General features: G+C 49.8%; 16 protein-coding genes. 11 read left to right on the top strand and 5 right to left on the bottom strand.

Going from position 1 to position 19,244, the window contains the following annotated elements:
• Positions 1-16: 16 nt before the first annotated feature.
• The 10 genes from QN379_RS15800 to upp all read left to right on the top strand — a co-directional run bounded on the left by QN379_RS15800 (position 17) and on the right by upp (position 11,193).
• Positions 17-1,516, top strand: coding sequence for an efflux transporter outer membrane subunit (locus QN379_RS15800; RefSeq protein ID WP_323507041.1), 1,500 nt, complete (start codon positions 17-19; stop codon positions 1,514-1,516).
• 430 nt (positions 1,517-1,946) lie between these two features.
• Positions 1,947-3,854, top strand: a complete 1,908-nt coding sequence (gene thrS, locus QN379_RS15795) for a threonine--tRNA ligase (RefSeq protein ID WP_322232459.1) — start codon at positions 1,947-1,949, stop codon at positions 3,852-3,854.
• 59 nt (positions 3,855-3,913) lie between these two features.
• Positions 3,914-4,435, top strand: coding sequence for a translation initiation factor IF-3 (infC, locus tag QN379_RS15790; RefSeq protein ID WP_108439777.1), 522 nt, complete (start codon positions 3,914-3,916; stop codon positions 4,433-4,435).
• A 243-nt stretch (positions 4,436-4,678) separates the two neighbouring features.
• The gene (rpmI, locus tag QN379_RS15785) at positions 4,679-4,876 is read left to right on the top strand and encodes a 50S ribosomal protein L35 (protein ID WP_168055223.1); all 198 of its coding nucleotides are present in this window, start codon (positions 4,679-4,681) and stop codon (positions 4,874-4,876) included.
• Between the two features lie 23 nt (positions 4,877-4,899).
• Entirely contained in the window at positions 4,900-5,259 is a 360-nt protein-coding gene (gene rplT / locus QN379_RS15780; protein ID WP_168055225.1) for a 50S ribosomal protein L20, read from the top strand.
• A 394-nt stretch (positions 5,260-5,653) separates the two neighbouring features.
• Complete coding sequence (pheS, locus tag QN379_RS15775) at positions 5,654-6,670, top strand: phenylalanine--tRNA ligase subunit alpha (protein ID WP_323507040.1); 1,017 nt, start codon at positions 5,654-5,656, stop codon at positions 6,668-6,670.
• 100 nt (positions 6,671-6,770) lie between these two features.
• Complete coding sequence (gene pheT, locus QN379_RS15770; protein WP_323507039.1) at positions 6,771-9,197, top strand: phenylalanine--tRNA ligase subunit beta; 2,427 nt, start codon at positions 6,771-6,773, stop codon at positions 9,195-9,197.
• A 309-nt stretch (positions 9,198-9,506) separates the two neighbouring features.
• Complete coding sequence (locus tag QN379_RS15765) at positions 9,507-9,920, top strand: integration host factor subunit alpha (RefSeq protein ID WP_322232456.1); 414 nt, start codon at positions 9,507-9,509, stop codon at positions 9,918-9,920.
• 8 nt (positions 9,921-9,928) lie between these two features.
• A complete protein-coding gene (locus QN379_RS15760) occupies positions 9,929-10,357 on the top strand; it encodes a MerR family transcriptional regulator (protein ID WP_322232455.1) in 429 nt (142 codons plus the stop codon).
• A 185-nt stretch (positions 10,358-10,542) separates the two neighbouring features.
• Positions 10,543-11,193 carry a uracil phosphoribosyltransferase gene (upp, locus tag QN379_RS15755; RefSeq protein WP_323507053.1) on the top strand — a complete coding sequence of 217 codons (651 nt, stop codon included), beginning with the start codon at positions 10,543-10,545 and terminating at the stop codon, positions 11,191-11,193.
• Between the two features lie 191 nt (positions 11,194-11,384).
• Here upp and QN379_RS15750 read toward each other — a convergent pair whose 3' ends face one another.
• The 3 genes from QN379_RS15750 to QN379_RS15740 form a co-directional block, all read right to left on the bottom strand.
• Positions 11,385-12,413 carry an NADP-dependent oxidoreductase gene (locus tag QN379_RS15750; protein ID WP_322232454.1) on the bottom strand — a complete coding sequence of 343 codons (1,029 nt, stop codon included), beginning with the start codon at positions 12,411-12,413 and terminating at the stop codon, positions 11,385-11,387.
• 227 nt (positions 12,414-12,640) lie between these two features.
• A complete protein-coding gene (locus tag QN379_RS15745; protein WP_322232453.1) occupies positions 12,641-13,798 on the bottom strand; it encodes an iron-containing alcohol dehydrogenase in 1,158 nt (385 codons plus the stop codon).
• A gap of 183 nt (positions 13,799-13,981) precedes the next feature.
• Positions 13,982-14,590 carry a TetR/AcrR family transcriptional regulator gene (locus QN379_RS15740; protein ID WP_322232452.1) on the bottom strand — a complete coding sequence of 203 codons (609 nt, stop codon included), beginning with the start codon at positions 14,588-14,590 and terminating at the stop codon, positions 13,982-13,984.
• 415 nt (positions 14,591-15,005) lie between these two features.
• On the opposite strand from QN379_RS15740, the gene QN379_RS15735 reads away from it, so the two are divergent.
• Positions 15,006-15,941, top strand: a complete 936-nt coding sequence (locus tag QN379_RS15735; RefSeq protein WP_323507038.1) for a LysR family transcriptional regulator — start codon at positions 15,006-15,008, stop codon at positions 15,939-15,941.
• Positions 15,942-16,061: 120 nt separating this feature from the next.
• Here the strand turns inward: QN379_RS15735 and QN379_RS15730 are convergent, their stop codons facing one another.
• Both QN379_RS15730 and QN379_RS15725 read right to left on the bottom strand, forming a co-directional pair.
• Complete coding sequence (locus QN379_RS15730) at positions 16,062-17,171, bottom strand: NADH:flavin oxidoreductase/NADH oxidase (protein ID WP_323507037.1); 1,110 nt, start codon at positions 17,169-17,171, stop codon at positions 16,062-16,064.
• A 39-nt stretch (positions 17,172-17,210) separates the two neighbouring features.
• Complete coding sequence (locus QN379_RS15725) at positions 17,211-18,998, bottom strand: ABC transporter transmembrane domain-containing protein (protein ID WP_323507036.1); 1,788 nt, start codon at positions 18,996-18,998, stop codon at positions 17,211-17,213.
• Positions 18,999-19,244: the final 246 nt, after the last annotated feature.

Below are 19,244 nucleotides of genomic sequence, written 5' to 3'. Positions count from 1 at the left end.
TTGAATAGGTTAAATCATGAAAAAATGTACGTTGCAGTCTCTCGCAAGTCCTCCGTTATTGGCAGTCGCCATGGTGTTGGCCGGTTGCGCAGTTGGCCCTGACTTTAGGCAGCCCGACGCACCATCGGTGCAAGGCTATTCCAAAGAGCCTTTACAAACTAAAACCGTTTCTGCCGAGACAATGGGTGGGACCGAACAGCAATTTGTAGCCGGTATGGATATTCCGGCGCAATGGTGGACGTTATTTCAGTCAGCGCCCTTAAATACGGTGATTGCACAGGCATTGAAGGCCAGCCCGGATTTGCAGTCGGCGCAAGCTGCTTTGCGGGCGGCGGAAGAGCAAGTCGCGGCGCAGCGTGGAAGCTTTTTCCCGACTGTTGATGCGAGCTTCACGCCGACGCGTCAGAAGGTGCCGACGACGCCGATTCAGTCGGAAACGTCGGTCTTTAATCTGCATACGGCACAGCTCAATGTGTCTTACAACCTGGATGTTTTTGGCGGTAATCGGCGTCAGGTCGAAAACTTGCAAGCACAGGCGGCACAGCAACGCTTTCAGCTCGAAGCGGCTTATTTGACGCTGACTTCAAATGTGGTCGCAGCAGCTGTTCAGGAGGCGTCCTTACGGGCGCAAATCGCTGCGGCCCAGTACGTCATCCGCATGCAGACTAAATTGCTGGATTTATTGCAACGTCAGTACAAACTGGGTGATGTGGCGCTGGCTGACGTATCTATCCAAAATGCGGCACTGGCGCAGACGCAGGCTACTTTGCCTCCTTTACAAAATGCATTGTCTCAGCAACGTGATCGATTGACTGCGTTGGCGGGGCGCTTCCCAAGTGATGAATTGGATGAAAAATTCGTTTTGTCACAATTAAGTTTGCCTCAGCAATTGCCAGTGAGTCTGCCATCAAATCTGGTACGGCAACGACCAGACGTGCGTGCTGCAGAGGAGCAGTTGCATGCGGCGTCAGCGGCGGTAGGCGTGGCGACAGCAAATATGCTGCCGCAAATAACGTTGAGTGCCAATATCGGGAGTTCGGCAAGTCAGCTCGGTAATTTATTTACGGGTGGAACCGGATTTTGGGGATTAGCCGGAGGACTGACGCAACCGTTGTTTTCGGGCGGCGCGCTGCTCCATAAAAAGCGGGCCTCTGAGGCGCTGTTTGAGCAAGCTGCTGCGCAATATCGTAGTACTGTGATTCTTGCTTTTCAAAATGTTGCCGATAGTTTGCGCGCGCTTCAATATGACGCCCAAACGCTTAAAGCGCAATTGGCGGCAGAACGGGCGGCAGCGCAAAGTCTGGAAATTTCTCGAAAATCAGTGCAACTAGGCGCAACCAGTCCGCAAACGCTGTTGACCGCGCAGCTAATCTATCAGCAAGCGATTATCAATCTGGCGCAGGCGCAAGCGGCCCGTTTTGCTGACACCGCAGCGTTATTTCAGGCATTGGGAGGCGGTTGGTGGAATCGGACAGATGACGCCAAATCAGTCGTGGCGAGTAACGTGCCAAAATAAAGGTGTAAACTTGATAAGTCGTTAAGTGGGTGATTTACCATTGGCTCGCTCTACATCGCAGATGGGGCTTAAACGGCAAATAGTCGACTAAAACGATACGTCCGCCGCTTATCGCTCGTTGGACGGCTGATGCGCAGCTACCCATATTGCGGTGGTTTTCTGGTATCATCCGTCAATCTGCAGGCTTTAGACCATCACAGCAGTCAAAACACGAAACAATATCTGTAAGAGCGAGAAAGGCATCCTGGTTATGACACCGCGAACTACCACCGCAATCTGCGCGCGACACTAGTCGAGGTCTTTTTCATTGTTGAGAAAGCGCGGCTGGTCCGCGTTTTTTTTCGTCTGCATTTTTGACCATTATTCATCAATTTATTTTATTTAATATGGCATCGCTGAATGTAGAGCGATGATCGATATGGAGTTCAAAATGGTATCAGTTACACTTCCCGATGGTTCACAGCGTCAATTCGATGCGCCACTGACAGTCGCCCAAGTGGCCGCAAGTATTGGTACAGGCCTGGCAAAAGCCGCGTTAGCAGGTAAAGTCGATGGCGTCGTCGTTGATACCTCATATCTGATTGAGCGCGACGTCGCCTTGGCCATCATTACCGACAAAGATGCCGAGGGCCTTGATGTGATTCGCCATTCGACCGCCCATCTGTTGGCCTATGCAGTCAAAGAGTTATTCCCCGACGCGCAAGTGACTATTGGTCCGGTGATTGAAAATGGCTTCTATTACGACTTCGCATATAAACGCCCGTTCACTCCGGAAGACTTGGTTGTCATCGAAAAGAAAATGGCAGAACTGGCAAAAAAAGACGAGCCAGTGACACGCCGGGTATTGCCACGTGACGAAGCGGTCGCTTACTTCAAGTCAATTGGTGAGGCGTATAAGGCTGAGTTGATCGAATCAATTCCGGCTGATCAAGAGGTTTCGCTCTATACCGAAGGGTCGTTCACCGACTTGTGCCGCGGTCCGCACGTACCTTCTACCGGCAAGCTAAAAGTCTTCAAATTGATGAAGTTAGCGGGCGCTTACTGGCGTGGTGATGCTAAAAATGAAATGCTGCAACGGGTATACGGCACTGCGTGGACTAAAAAAGAAGATCAGGAAGCCTATTTGCACATGCTGGAAGAGGCAGAAAAGCGCGATCACCGCAAACTAGGCCGCGCTTTAGATTTATTCCATATGCAGGAAGAGGCGCCAGGTTTGATTTTCTGGCATCCAAAAGGATGGACTATCTGGCAACAAGTTGAGCAGTTCATGCGCCGTGTCTATCAAGATAATGGTTATCAGGAAGTAAAGGCACCACAGATTCTGGATCGTTCGTTGTGGGAAAGAACCGGGCACTGGGAAAATTACCGTGACAATATGTTCACAACTGAATCGGAAAATCGCAGCTATGCGCTGAAGCCGATGAACTGCCCGGGCCATGTCGAAATATTTAACTCTACACTGCATAGCTATCGCGATTTGCCGCTGCGCTTTGGCGAGTTTGGTCAATGCCATCGCAACGAACCGTCCGGCGCTTTGCACGGCATGATGCGTGTGCGCGGCTTTACGCAAGATGATGGTCATATTTTCTGTACCGAAGATCAGGTCCAGAGCGAAGTTGCGGCTTTTGATAAAGTGGTACGTGAAGTCTATGATCGATTCGGTTTTACCGAAGTCGCGGTCAAACTAGCCCTGCGACCGGAAAAACGCGTCGGTGAAGATGATGTGTGGGACAAGGCTGAGGACGCACTACGCGACGCTCTGCGTGCGTCAGGAACCACTTGGGAGGAATTGCCGGGTGAGGGTGCGTTTTATGGTCCGAAGATTGAATATCATCTGAAAGACTCTATTGGTCGCTCATGGCAATGTGGCACGATGCAGGTCGATTTCTCAATGCCTGGTCGTTTGGGCGCGGAATATGTGACAGAAGATAACAATCGCAAGGTTCCGGTCATGTTGCATCGGGCGATTGTAGGTTCGTTGGAGCGTTTCATTGGTATTTTGATTGAAAACCACGCTGGCGCGATGCCTTTATGGCTGGCACCGGTTCAGGTTGTTATTTTGAATATCTCGGATGCACAGTCGGAATACGTGCAAAGTGTTGCACAAACGCTGAAGAAACAAGGATTTAGAGTAGAGGCAGATTTGCGTAATGAGAAGATTACCTATAAAATACGCCAGCATTCTTTGCAAAAACCGCCCTATATCCTCGTTATTGGTGATAAGGAGCGTGATGCAAATACAGTGGCCGTGCGTGCGCGGGGTAATGTCGATTTAGGTGTCATGTCAATTGACGCATTGGTAGAACGCCTTAAAATTGAGGTCGAAACCAAAGCCTGAACGGAAAACCCAAAGCGTGGAAGCACGGCTTATCTATTTGATTTTTAAAGGAAACTGCAATAGCTACGGACAAGTCACATCGCATAAATGGTGAAGTAACAGCACCTGAATTGCGTCTAAGCGGCGTCGAAAACGAACCGCTCGGTATCGTTTCGTTGGCGGAAGCCTTTCGTCTGGCTGAAGAAGCTAACGTAGATCTGGTGGAAATTGCGCCGACTGCTCAGCCTCCCGTTGCGCGTCTGATGGACTATGGTAAGTTTAAATACCAGGAACAGAAGAAAGCCCACGAAGCCAAATTGAAACAGAAGGTTATTCTGGTCAAGGAAGTTAAATTCCGTCCGGGTACCGATGATGGCGATTACGGCATCAAACTGCGCAATTTGACCAAGTTTCTTGAAGACGGCGATAAAACCAAAATCACCTTGCGTTTTCGCGGTCGTGAAATGGCCCACCAGGATATCGGTGTGCGCATGTTGGAACGCCTTAAATCTGATCTTGAGCCGTTCGGACAAGTTGAGCAGTGGCCTAAGATGGAAGGGCGCCAGATGATCATGATCATTGGCCCTAAGAAAAAGAAATAATACAAAGAAGGAGTGAATGATTCGGATGACTCCGTTGATTGCATTTCTTTTCAAATTTTGTGATCAGGTGACCGATTTATCGCCCGCCCGATCCAAAAGCAACGGACTTGATTCCGTTGCAAAATCTGGTCACGGAATTGGGTGGTCAGGTTTAAACAAGTGAGAGTAGGCATACAAGTGCAACGATTGTTGCCACCTACAATCATGTTAAAAAAGGAGCTGTCCTTAAGGACAGATAGAATCATGCCAAAAATGAAAACGAAAAGCGGTGCTAAGAAGCGCTTTCGCGTCCGTCCGGGTGGAACTGTTAAGCGCGGTCAAGCGTTCAAACGTCACATCCTGACCAAAAAAACAACCAAGACCAAACGTAATTTGCGTGGTTCAGTCGGTGTCCATGAAACAAACATGGTATCCGTCCGCGCAATGTTGCCGAACTCATAACCTCACACTATTAAGGAGTTACTATGCCTAGAGTAAAACGTGGGGTTACAGCTCGTGCCCGTCATAAAAAAGTTCTAGCCCTTGCTAAGGGTTACCGCGGTCGCCGCAGTAAAGTTTACCGTGTTGCCAAGCAAGCAGTTATGCGCGCTGGTCAATACGCGTATCGCGATCGTCGTAACAAGAAGCGCGTCTTCCGTGCATTGTGGATCGCCCGTATTAACGCCGCTTCTCGTGAGCATGGCGTTACATACAGCGTATTCATGAATGGTCTGAAACGTGCCTCTATCGAACTGGACCGTAAAGTCCTGGCCGATATGGCAGTGATGGACAAGCCAGCGTTTGCTGCGATTGTCAATCAAGTTAAAGCCATCATCGCTGCGTAATTAACGACGTAGTTTTGCTAGTGCAGCTGAGTTGAGGTCACCTCAGGTAACTTTAATTTATGAAGCATGCGCAATCCCGAGCGGGGCAGAGGTGTATACCTTATGCCCCGTTTGTGTTTTTTAACTGCCATTTTATTCTGTATCGAATACGATTTCATTCGTTTGTCTTTGCTGAATTTTTAATGGTTTCTTGTTCCTGTTTGCTTTGGAAATGAGAGTGTGGATAGATTAAAAGTGTGTTGTTACGCCGCCTGGATGCCCTTGGCAATTGGACGATAGGTGTAACGCAGTGGATGCGGATAACGCCGTTATTTAAACACTTTTTTAATTTCTCCCCTTCATTACTAATGCTTATTGGAATTTTTCGGCTTCCCATTGGAGCAGGAAAAACTGCATGAACTCCCTAGAACAACTTGTAACGCAAGCCCAGGCTGATTTTATTGCCGCAATTGATGCGGCTGCGCTGGAAAACGCCAAAGCCAAATATCTTGGCAAAACCGGTCAAATTACCGAGCAAATGAAAGGTCTGGGCAAGCTCGGACCGGACGAACGTAAAGTGCAAGGTGCCGTGATCAATGTCGCCAAACAGCAGATCGAGAACGCGCTGACCGCGCGCCGTGATGCGCTGGCAGACGCGCAGATGCAAGTCCGTTTGAATGCCGAGGCAATTGACGTGACTTTGCCTGGTCGTGGTCGTGGCGTTGGCGGAATTCATCCCGTGATGCGGACCTGGGAACGGGTTGAAGAAATTTTCCGGTCGATTGGTTTTGATGTGGCCGACGGTCCCGAAATCGAAACAGATTGGACTAACTTTACCGCATTGAATAGCCCGGAAAATCATCCTGCGCGCTCAATGCAGGATACCTTCTACATCGAAGGCAATGACACACAAGGCAAGCCGTTGCTATTGCGTACGCATACCAGTCCGATGCAGGTACGCTATGCGCGCATGAACAAGCCACCGATCAAAGTAATCGCACCCGGTCGCACTTATCGTGTGGACAGTGATGCTACCCATTCGCCGATGTTTCATCAGGTTGAAGGTTTGTGGATCGCTGAAGATATCAGTTTTGCCGACCTCAAGGGTGTGTACCTGAATTTCGTCAAAGCGTTTTTCGAAACTGACGATTTACAAGTCCGCTTCCGACCTTCTTATTTTCCTTTCACCGAACCATCGGCCGAAATCGATATCGCATTTGGCAGTGGCCCACTAAAAGGGCGTTGGTTAGAAGTGTCCGGTGCAGGTCAGGTTCACCCGAGCGTTGTGCGCAATATGGGTCTTGACCCTGAGCAGTTTATCGGTTTTGCGTTCGGCTCAGGTCTCGAGCGCTTGACAATGTTGCGTTACGGGATCAGCGACTTGCGTCTATTTTACGAAGGCGATTTGCGCTTTTTAAAGCAATTTAATTAGAAATCGCGCTCGCCCAAGACGTCTCGGATGCTATGTGCCGCCTTCATGGCGAGCAAGCTGATCCGAGTCTTCCATGATGAAAGGTTTTTGAAGGTTTACTATGCAATTCTCTGAAAGCTGGCTGCGTACAATGGTCGATCCGAGCATGACTTCGGACGAATTATCCCACTTGCTGACGATGTCAGGCCTCGAAGTAGAAGAGGTCGCGCCGGTTGCGCCGCCGTTCACGAATGTCGTGGTTGGCCACGTGTTAGAGATCGCCAAACATCCGAACGCAGACCGACTCAATGTGTGTCAGGTCGATGTTGGAACCGGCACTGCGTTGACAATCGTGTGCGGCGCATCGAACGTTCGCGCTGGCCTTAAAGTGCCGTGCGCGATGCCGGGAGCCATGCTGCCGCCGGGTGCTGACGGCAAACCTTTTGAAATCAAAGTGGGCGAGTTGCGTGGAGTTGAATCGCACGGCATGTTGTGTTCGGCCCGTGAACTGAAATTATCCGAAGAAAACGAAGGTCTGCTGGAATTGCCCGGCGATGCTTCAGTAGGAATGAATTTTCGTGATTATTATGAGCTGAATGATCTGAAATTCACGATTAAACTGACGCCGAATAAGGCCGATTGCCTTTCCGTATTGGGCGTGGCGCGCGAAGTGTCTGCATTAACCGGCACCGAACTTAAGCATCCAGCTTACCAGGCAGTAAGCGCCAATATTTCAGAAGTATTGCCGGTCACTATTTCGGCACCAGATTTATGCGGCCGTTTTTCGGGCCGCGTTATTCGCGGTTTGAATGCCAGGGCTGCGACGCCGCAATGGATGAAGCAACGTCTGGAACGCAGCGGTCAACGCTCGATATCGGCACTGGTGGATATCTCCAATTATGTAATGCTGGAACTCGGTCGTCCGACCCACGTGTTTGATCTGGATAAAATCCATGGCAGTCTTGATGTACGTTGGGGAAAAACGGGTGAGTCACTCAAGCTGTTAAACGGCAATACCGTTAGTGTTGATGAGTGGATTGGCGTTATTGCAGACGAACAGCAAATCGAATCGCTGGCCGGTATCATGGGTGGTGACGCGACCGCTGTTTCGTTGGAGACGCAGAACATTTATCTCGAAGCAGCGTTTTGGTTTCCGCAAGCGATTCAGGGACGCGCACGCCGGTTTAATTTTTCCACAGATGCCGGGCATCGTTTTGAACGGGGCGTTGATTTTGCGACCACGGTTGAACATATCGAACGGATCACAGCGTTGCTCATCGAAATTTGCGGCAACGGCGATACCAAAGTCGGTCCTGTTGACGACCAAAAAATTAACTTGCCGTTACGCTTGCCCGTCACCGTTCGCACCGCTCGCGCTGTGAAGGTGATTGGTGTGCCGCTGACCGATGCACTGATAGCGGATATTTTTACACGCCTTAATCTGACGTTTACGCAAGAGCCGGGTATTTTTTCGGTTACACCGCCGTCCTACCGTTTCGATATCGAAATTGAAGAAGACCTGATCGAAGAGATCGTGCGCGTGTACGGTTTTGAAAATATACCTGCATTGCCGCCGGTTGCGCCGAATGAAATGTTTATTGCGCCTGAAAATACGCGCTCTTTGTTCGCAATCAGCCATAAGCTAGCCGCGCTGGACTATCAGGAAGTGATTAACTTTAGCTTTGTCGAAGAAGCCTGGGAAGTTGACTTTGCGGCTAACGTGCAACCAATCAAACTGATCAATCCTATCGCTAGTCAGATGAGCGTGATGCGTTCTTCATTGATCGCCAGTTTGGTCGCAAATGTGAAATACAACTTGAACCGTAAAGTGAGTCGCATCCGTATTTTTGAATCTGGTACCGTATTTTTGCGTAACGTAGATAGCCAGGACGGCGCGTTAGCAGTCGCAGGGTTCGATCAACCGAAACATGTCGCAGGTCTGGCGTACGGTCCCTACGCTGAAGAGCAATGGGGACAGGTTAGCCGCGTCGTCGATTTTTATGATGTAAAGGCAGATCTCGAGGCCTTATTCGCTCCGGCAATATTGCGCTTCGCTAAGATTGATCATCCGGCCTTGCATCCTGGCCGCTCGGCACAGGTCATGTTGAACGGCAAGGCCGTTGGATTCATTGGTGAGCTGCATCCGCGCTTGCAGCAGAAATATGACCTTCCGCTGGCGGCAGTTGTATTTGAGATTACGGTAGAGGCTTTACAGCAACGCGAAGTTCCCAAGTACGTCGACATTTCTAAATTCCCGGCAGTGGTACGGGACCTCGCGGTGGTCGTCAATCAAGGTGTTCCCGCGCAAGATTTGCTGGATATTTTTGCCACCGAAAAGAGTACTAACAACGCCTGTCGAATTCTGCAAGCCTTTGTTTTATTTGATGAATATCATGGCAAGGGATTAGAAAATGACGAAAAAAGTCTTGCTTTCCGGTTTACCTTGCAAGATACTGAAAACACCCTTCAAGACGATACCGTTGATGCTGCCATGACCGCTTTGATTGCGGCAATTGGAAAGATTGACGGCGCGAAATTGCGCAGTTAAGCAAACGCTGGATTGTTAAAAAACATAAAACCTGTCAGGTAATACACATTTGGTAGGCTGACATTTTGACGTGAAGTTTGTGCCAGTAGTAAGTGTCGTTGGTAGGTTTTTTCATGCCAGCTTTGAGCCAACCTTAAAGTTAATCTTTATGGTTGGAAAATAAGGTTATGCTTTAAAGCAAGCTCCAGGTGCGTGACTGAGAGGCGCTATGACGAAGCTGTTCGTGCTGAAAAGTCGCATAAGTAGAATGCTCGTTTTTTTGACGTGGCGAATCGCAAAACAGGGTGAGAACAACGGAATGAACGCAGAATGAGCGATATGCAGGCAGTTGAGTTTGAATCGGTATTGGACGCTGATCTGAATCGGGCGATGCGCGAGGCACAAGCGCGCTCGCAGGCTGAAAAAGATTTACCGACATTAACAAAAGCCGAGTTGGCGGAGCTTTTATTTGAACAAGTTGGCCTTAACAAGCGTGAAGCCAAAGATATGGTCGAAACTTTTTTTGATGAAATGCGGAATGCGTTGGAACGCGGCGAAGCGGTTAAGTTATCAGGCTTCGGTAATTTTCAATTACGTGACAAGCCACAAAGACCTGGTCGTAACCCTAAAACCGGTGAAGAGATTCCTATTTCCGCGCGTCGTGTCGTCACTTTTCATGCCAGTCAGAAGCTTAAAGGCATGGTCGAAGCGACTTCGCAACAACCTTTTTCCCTCGTTCTTTAAGCTAATTCATGAATGATCGTATTAGTAAATCTGAGGTTATCGTCTTGCCGCCTATTCCTGCAAAGCGCTATTTCACTATTGGTGAAGTAAGTGAACTTTGTGGCGTAAAACCGCACGTTTTGCGTTATTGGGAGCAGGAATTTACGCAATTGAAGCCGGTTAAGCGGCGCGGTAATCGTCGTTATTATCAACATCATGAAGTATTGTTGATTCGGCGTATCCGCGAACTGTTATATGAGCAAGGTTTCACCATTAGCGGTGCGCGTAACAAACTCGATGGCAGGATGGCGCAGGCAGAAAAAGATTCTATGGCCGCCGCCGCGGAAGCTGCACAGAATAAAATTAACCTGATCGAAGTACGCCATGAGTTGGAGCAAATTTTAGCTTTGCTGACTTTAGTCGCACCTGAAAAAAACTCGGCATCCATCACGCAGTAGTTGGTGTTTGCTGGTGGTTGTCATACTGTGCATGGGCCTCGATGGTGCCGTTAAAGAGTCGCATAAAACTTTCCAAAAGGTGCATGAGAGTTTCATAAGCGCCGCCTGAAAATACGGCGGCACTTGTTGACAGATACGTTGCCTTGTTTCGCTCACCTCAACCGATCATTTTTCGTCTCATTCTTATGCTCAGCGACCCGCGTTTCCCCAATCTGTTTATCCTTAATCATCCGTTGATTCAGCACAAGCTGACCCATATGCGTAGTAAGGATACGTCGACGCGTACTTTCCGCCAGTTGTTGCGTGAAATTACCCAATTGATGGGATATGAGATCACGCGGGATTTGCCGTTGACGACACAGCGTATTGAAACGCCTATTCAACCTATGGATGCGCCGGTAATTGCCGGACGTAAGCTTGCCGTGGTGCCAGTTCTGCGTGCAGGTATTGGTATGAGTGATGGCTTGTTGGATTTGGTGCCATCTGCCCGCGTGGGACATATTGGCGTCTACCGCGATCCTGCCACGCTGGAACCGGTTGAGTATCTTGTGCGTTTGCCGGATTTGGCTGAGCGCACGTTTATTCTTTGTGACCCGATGGTGGCGACAGGCAACTCAGCCGTGTACGCAGTCAATGTACTTAAGCAACGTGGTGTGACCGATGCGCAAATTATTTTTCTAGCGCTGGTTGCCGCACCAGAAGGCGTGCAAGTATTTCAGGATGCGCATCCACACGTTAAATTATATGTGGCCAGTCTGGATTCACACCTTGATGAGCATGCGTATATTGTTCCTGGCTTGGGTGATGCAGGGGACCGGATATTCGGAACTAAATAAATCAGGGCTTAAGCAAAGTCAGTCAGCAGCGCGGTGCTTTCATCGCGATTTGCCTAATGGGAAATTTGAAAGTTAATGACAGCAAAAACGCTCGCGCTCCGGTTGTTCCGGTTCGCGAGCGTTTTTTGTTATTAACAGACATTCTTGGCAAGGGTGAACGCGGTCACGCTGACCTCAACTAAGGCAGGATTTTATTCGGCAACCTTGATGATTAATTTGCCGAAATTTTTACCTTCTAGAAGACCGATAAACGCTTGCGGTGCATTCTCCAGGCCGTCAACGAACTCCTCGCGATATTTAATTTTTCCAGTTTTTAACCAGCCGCTCATTTCGCTAAAAAACGCGTTATGACGTGGGGCATAATCTGAATTAATAAATCCTTGTATCTTCAGGCGGCGGGTCAATATCGCACGTGAAAGTATTGATGAGCGATCTGGTCCTTCCGGTAATCCTGTCGCGTTATAGTTGGCGATTAAGCCGCATACTGGAATACGTGCAAATGAATTCAACAGCGGTAGTACGGCATCAAATACTGCACCACCAACGTTTTCAAAATAGACGTCAATCCCTTTATCGCAGGCTGCGGCCAGTTGCTGTGGAAAGTCTTTGCTGCGATGATCAATACAGGCATCAAAACCTAGCTCATCGACTGCATATGTGCACTTTTCTGCACCGCCTGCGATTCCTACGACGTGACATCCTTTCAGCTTAGCGATTTGTCCTACTAAAGAGCCAACCGCGCCGGTTGCAGCAGCAACGACCACAGTTTCGCCAGCTATCGGCTGACCGATATCGAGCAAGCCGACATACGCGGTAAAGCCGGGCATGCCCAGTACCCCTAACGCGTGCGATGGCTTAAGAAGATGAGGATCAAGTTTTGTCAGACCGGTGCCATCGGACAACATATAGTCTTGCCAGCCGCTATAGCTGAGCACAAGATCGCCTACTTTGAAATCAGAATGCAGCGATGCCTCTACGCGGGCGACTGTGCCAGCGCCCATAACCGCATTCACCGCCACTGGCTCAGCATAAGATGGGGCGTCGCTCATACGACCACGCATATAAGGGTCAAGCGACAGGTACAGAGTGCGCAGCAATAGTTGACCGGTTGCTGGCGTCGGGACAGCCGTTTCTTCTAACCGAAACGTTTCGGCCGTCGGCGCGCCATGTGGACGGGCGGCAAGGACGATACTGCGATTGAGTGTGTTGTCTTTAGGCATGGTTAAGTCTCCTGAAAGTTGAACCAACGCCGGTGTCCCGGCGTTGTCGGTAGGATGGCTATCGAATGAAATAGCATTGCATTAGTTTATGCGAGAAAAAGAAATCCGGCCCGGTAGTGACGCAGTAACGCTCACGCACTATTCGCAGCTTATTAAAGGAACAGATGCGTACGGTTGCGGTTACGCGTACGCCACGTCATTCTGATCCGGTATGGATGTCTCTTTTACTATAAAGCGCCTTCAAGGATTTTGCGACTCACTTCCAGCGTAATATCCTTGTGTTCGCCTAACTTTGTCATCCCGTGCGCACTCAATTGTGTCACCACAATATCAATGGCAGCCTGACCCAATTCATAATCTCCGAGGCGAGTTTTAATGCCCATGCTTTCAAAGAAATCGCGGGTGTTCTGGATAGCTTGATCAATTCGGGCATCTTCGCTACCTTCTGTGATGTTCCACACTCTCGCAGCATATTGCAGCAGTTTGGCACGCTTGTTTTCGCGTTGTACTGTCAATAGCGATGGCAACACGATTGCCAGGGTACGGGCGTGATCAATGTCATATTGCGCCGTCAGTTCGTGGCCGATCATATGCGTCGCCCAATCTTGCGGTACGCCGGCACCGATCAAACCGTTCAATGCCAATGTCGCCACCCACATCAAGTTAGCACGCGCATCATAGTCGTTGGGTTCGGCCATGACGCGAGGACCGGTTTCAATCAGGCTCAGCAGCAATCCCTCAGCAAAGCGATCCTGTACCTGACCATTTACCGGATAGGTCAAATATTGTTCTACTGTGTGCACGAAGGCATCGACAACGCCGTTGGCGATTTGACGTGGTGGCAAGGTAAAGGTTTTACTCGGATCAAGTATCGAAAATTGCGGATAAACCAACGGGCTATGAAAGGCGAGTTTGGCCTGGATTGATTTACGCGTCACAACGCCGCCATTGTTCATTTCTGAGCCGGTGGCGGGCAATGTCAACACCGTCCCAAAAGGTAAAGCATTGGTTATATTGACGCCACCTTTGACGGCGATATCCCAAGGCTCACCATCGAAGTGTGCGGCTGCGGCGATAAATTTGGTGCCGTCAATGACGGAGCCACCGCCCACGGCTAGCAGGAAATCGATCTTTTCACGGCGCACGTGTTCTACGGCACGCATCAGGGTTTCGTAGGAAGGATTGGGTTCGATGCCGGAAAATTCCTGCACTTCGCGTGTGCCCAGCGCAGCTTTTACTTCATCAAGTGTGCCATTTTTTTGTGCGCTTGCACCACCGAATAAGATCAATACGCGCGCATCAGTTGGGACTAATGTAGATAGTTTGGCGACGGTATCGCGACCAAATACAATTTTTGTTGGATTATAGAGTTCGAAATTAAACATACGATTCCTTATTAGTTATAAATTAGACCGGTCGACTAGCTAAAAGACGAGTCAATAGGGCTGTCATGTAAATCAAGCGATGTGGGTTAGAAATAGCTTTTGATTGTTTAAAGCATTCAGTTAATAGGCTGAATGAACAGGGAGATTCTCGTAAACAAATGTAAGACTGCTAAGGAAGCGGTTTTACCCTTGTTTCAAAACGCTGATGGTGGTCTCCATGGCGTTTTCGAGAGGGCGGCGATCACGTTGTAGCTTGGCAAGGAGGCTTGCGCCCAGCCACATTTGGTAAAGCATTTCAGCCGTTTTTTCGGGATTAAGCTGAGAATCCAGAGAACCTTCTGTGATGCCCTCGGTAATGCAAATAGCCAACTGCTCCATGAGGCGTTTGGTCCCTTTGCACAGTGCAATGCGCATATCGTCCGACAAGTCGGCAACTTCAGCGCCCAACTTCACCACCATGCATCGTCCCTTGGGGTCGTGGCTTGACTGACTTTCAACCCATCCTCCCCAATACTGCAAGAGCCGGTAACGTGCTGATTGTGCCGTATTGGAAGCATCGAAGGGAGCGTGCAGTATTTGCTTGAGCTTAACCAGATATTCATCAAAATATTGCTCAAGAAGCGCGCAGCCGTATTGTTCCTTTGATCCAAAGTAATGGTAAAAAGATCCTTTTGGAATATCTGCAGCGCTCAGAATTTCGCTTAATCCAACGCCCGCGAAGCCTTTGACCGCAATAATTTGCTGTCCAGCGTCGAGTATGTGGCGTTTGGTGATGTCGTAGGTTGCTCGCATGATATTAGCAAGTATAGCGTAAATTAGACCGGTCGTCTAAAGTTGGTAGGAAATCGAATTTGAATCATGTAATGCCGCCTCAAAAGAGCCTATTTTTGGTGAATCTCTTTATGTAAGCCTTCAATGCCGGTCATCGTTGGAAAATGTTTATCCGAGACCGCTTGAGATGAGAATAATCGGAGCGCATAAAATGTGCACCAATCATGCGCACTCTTTTCGTCAACGCATTGCGTACACCCAACAGCAGAAAAGAGGCATCAAACGAATGAGGGTTGTGCGAATGTGAATATACTCAATCAGTCACTTATCCGTTATCCTTCAAGAATGTATAAAGACACTTTTTTGGTAGTTGTCAGGCATATTTGTCCGATGGCTTATGTTCGCCTCATGTTCACTCAATTTTCCTCCACTGTTAATGACTTCTCGCGCTAATCATCATCTCGATACCTATCTGCTTCGCGTCTTGCATACTTTGCTGGTGGAGAAGAGTGTGTCACGCACGGCGATTAAGTTGGGGCAATCGCAACCGACTATCAGCAATACGTTGAAGCGCTTGCGCGAGTTGACCGGCGATGCCATTTTAGTGCGTGGCAAAACGGGAATGGTAGCAACCGAGCGCGGGCAGGAACTATTGGCGCTGGCGAAGGAAGGACTCGATGTATTTGAAAAAATCGGCGCACCGGTAGCAGCATTTGAAGCAGGAAGCACTGCACGGATATTCCATGTAGGAACGCCGGACTATCTGAACGTTTTGTTGATTCCCTCGATCATTGAACAAGTGCGGCGGCGCGCTCCTGGCGCCAGTCTGATGGTGCATGCACTTGATGCTGGGCTGGATTATTCTAATGCGCTGGAGACCGGACGGCTGGATCTGGTCATCGGTAATTGGCCCGATCCGCCTGAGCATTTGCATCTTGCGCAACTGTTTGAGGACGAAGTCGTCTGCATGATGCACCGTGATCACCCGGTTGCCAAAAAGGGACTGACGCTAAAATATTACGTTGAGATGCCGCACCTTGCACCGACTCCATACATCGAAGGCCATCGGAGCAGCATTGATGCGGCTTTGGCGGAGCAAGGATTAAAGCGCAACATTCAGGTGGCGATTCCCTATTTTGCATTGGTCCCGCATGTGTTGGCAAAGTCAGATTTGATTTTTACGACCGGTCGTCAGTTCGCTAATTACTTTGTGAAGGACTGGCCGATTCAGGTGTTCCCGCTTCCGTTCGATATGCCCAAAATGCGGTTTTATATGTTGTGGCATACGCGCTCGCATGTTGCGCCCGATGTGGTGTGGTTGCGTCGGCTGATTTCTGAAGTCGCCGTTGGACTTGGTATGTCCGCCACTTGATGTTAGGGGGGGGGCACTCCCGAACCGTCTTACGGGTTCGGTAGCGTTTATTCCTCGTAATTGCTTTTAGCCTGCACTCAACATAAACCTAAGTAATTACGCATTTATACGCGATTGATTTTACTCATCACCGTAATCAATTGAAGGACGTATTGGCATCTTGCGTGATGTGGCACGGGCATATTGCGGTGGCCATGGTGTTTCGGCACGCAGCGCATCCGCAGCGTGTAGTGGCCAGTTAGGGTTGCGCAACAATTCACGCGCCAGCAAGATCAGGTCGGCTTGTTCGGTGCGCAAAATGTGTTCAGCCTGAATCGGCTCCGTAATCATGCCAACTGCACCGCTGGCAATGCCTGCTTCTTTTTTAACGCGGGCCGCAAATTGCGTCTGATATCCCGGACCGACCGGAATGACGGCATTGGCCGCATTGCCACCAGTCGAGATATCCACCAGATCGATACCCGCTTCCCGTAGCAATACGCTCAAAGCCACTGTTTCATCCGGGTTCCAGCCGCCCTCGACCCATTCTGTCGCAGAGACCCGCACAAACATCGGTAACTCTTGAGGCCAGACCTGACGGACAGCAGTGACGACTTCCATGACCAGACGTATGCGGTTTTCAAAGCTGCCACCGTATTGATCGGTGCGGGTATTGCTTAATGGCGATAGAAATTCGTGCAACAAATAGCCGTGTGCTGCATGTATTTCGATCAGTTTGAAACCAGCCTTGTGGGCACGTTCTGCAGCAGCGACAAACGCTTGCACTATATCGGCAATTTGTTCCACCGTGAGTGCTAACGGCGTTGCGAAACTAGTGTCGAAGGCCAGTGCCGACGGTGCTACCGTTTGCCAGCCACCTTGCGCTAATGGAATGCTGCCTTGCGTCGATTCCCATGGTCGCGTGACACTGGCTTTGCGTCCGGCATGGGCTAGCTGAATGCCGGCTACTGCGCCTTGCTGAGCAATGAACTGCGTGATCCGGCGTAATGGCGCAATATGTTCATCTTTCCAGATGCCAAGATCCTCGGGTGTGATTCGGCCATCGGCAACGACCGCGCTCGCTTCAACAATCACCAGTCCAGCGCCGCCCACCGCACGACTGCCCAAATGCACCATGTGCCAGTCGTTAGCAAAGCCATCCTGGGCCGAATATTGACACATCGGAGCGACGGCGATCCGGTTTGGCAGCGTGACGCTACGTAAAGTTAAGGGTGAAAATAATAAGCTCATAGCGGTTTTCCGATCAAAGGGTTTTAGATGATGCCATTATTAAATTGCAGTGCCAAATTGCAGCGCCGCCAGACTCGCGTAAAGGCCATTTTGTGCGACAAGTGACGCGTGGTTTCCTGTTTCGACTATATGGCCGTGTTCCAGCACGATAATCCGATCGGCCCGTTGGACTGTCGCCAAACGGTGAGCGATCACCAGCGTGGTACGACCGACCATGGCAGCTTCCAATGCGCCTTGGACAACACGCTCAGATTCGGCGTCAAGTGCGCTCGTGGCCTCATCCAGTAACAGTAATGGTGGATTTTTCAACATGGCGCGGGCGATCGCAATGCGTTGACGCTGGCCGCCAGATAAACGTACACCGCGTTCGCCCAGAAACGATTGATAGCCTTCAGGAAGCCTGACAATAAACTCATCGGCGGCTGCCATGGTCGCCGCTGCGATGACTTCTGCATCCGTAGCGTCGACCCGACCGTACCGAATATTTTCCATCGCATTGGCAGAAAAGATGACGGTGTCTTGTGGAACGATCCCGATGGCATCACGTAAACTATGCAAATCCAGAAACTTAATGTCTACGCCGTCCAGTTTGATGCTGCCTTGTTGCGGGTCATAGAAGCGCAGCAATAGTTGAAATAAAGTGGTTTTACCCGCGCCGGAAGGACCAACGATCGCGACGGTCTCACCGGGACGAATAGTCAACGAGAACGCTGATAACGACGCCGTGTCTGGACGGGATGGATAATGAAAGGCAACATTTTCCAGCGTTACTGCCGCACCTTGTTCGGTACGTGGCGGCAAGTTTTCAGGTACTAATAATGACTGAACAGGTGACTTAGCCGATAATAATTCGAGTAAGCGTTCAGTCGCGCCGGCAGCGCGTTGCGTATCGCCCATGACTTCTGCCAACGCACCGATTGAACCGGCAACCAGCGCTGCGTACAAGATAAATTGTCCCAGTTCACCGCCACTCATTTTGCCTTGCACGACCGCGTGCGCGCCCAACCATAGTACGAATACGATCGCACCGAACACTAGTAAAATCGCCATCATGGTTAACAACGAACGGGCGCGGATTCGCTCCATTGCAGTTGCGAACGCACTTTCAATGGCGCCTTTAAAACGGTTTCCTTCGATGTTTTCATGCGTGAAGGCTTGTACAGTCGGCATCGCATTCAAGATTTCACCCGCCATCGCCGAGGCGTCTGCAACACGATCCTGCGAGGCGCGAGACAGTTTTCGTACGCGCCGTCCAAACCAGACGATTGGTAGCACTACCAAGGCCAGCATGACGATGATGATCGAGCTCAGTTTGATACTGCTGACGAACAACATAATCAAGCCGCCAGCGAACAGTAAACCATTGCGTAACGCCATTGAAATACTGGTCCCGACCAGCGCCTGAATCAGCGTGGTATCGGTCGTGATGCGAGAGAGCACCTCGCCAGTTTTGGTAGTCTCAAAGAATTGTGGACTTTGGGTCACGACGTGGGAGTAGACAGCGCTGCGCAGGTCCGCAGTGACGCGTTCACCAAGCCAGGACACCATGTAAAAACGTGCCGCGGTGGCTACGCCCAAAATACACGCGACGCCGAATAAAGCCAGAAAATACAGATCAATGTGGCTTGGGTCCTTGATGCCGTTTCCACCAAAGCCCAAATCAATCATTTGTCGGAAAGCGTAAGGGATCGCCAACGTTGAGGCAGCGGCGACCAATAGCGCAATCCCAGCCAGTACAAATTGGCGCTTATAAGGAGAAAGGTAGGGAATTAATCCGGCTAAAGTAGCTAAACTGCGTTTTTGAGGGACTTTTGTTGTGGTTGTCATGTTACTTTTGATTTTGTTGCTAACTGGTTAATTTGTTGCGCTGTGTTTGCGGCATGGCATTTCCGCGTGTAAATTTGAACCAAGTGTCTGACCTGAATGTCGATACTCTGATAAATTATACAAATACTACTATCACTGGGTATCAAACTAGTTTGCTAGTGTAGTAGATGTTGCGAAGCAGCGCAGAATTGTCGGTAATTCATCTCAATTCTTAGCGTACGCGGTGCTTTTACCTAAATCTCATCA

The organism is Glaciimonas sp. Gout2 (assembly GCF_035018905.1).
Taxonomy (GTDB): domain Bacteria; phylum Pseudomonadota; class Gammaproteobacteria; order Burkholderiales; family Burkholderiaceae_D; genus Glaciimonas.
Note: the sequence above shows the minus strand (reverse complement) of the source record. Positions and strands in the feature narration are given on the sequence as shown.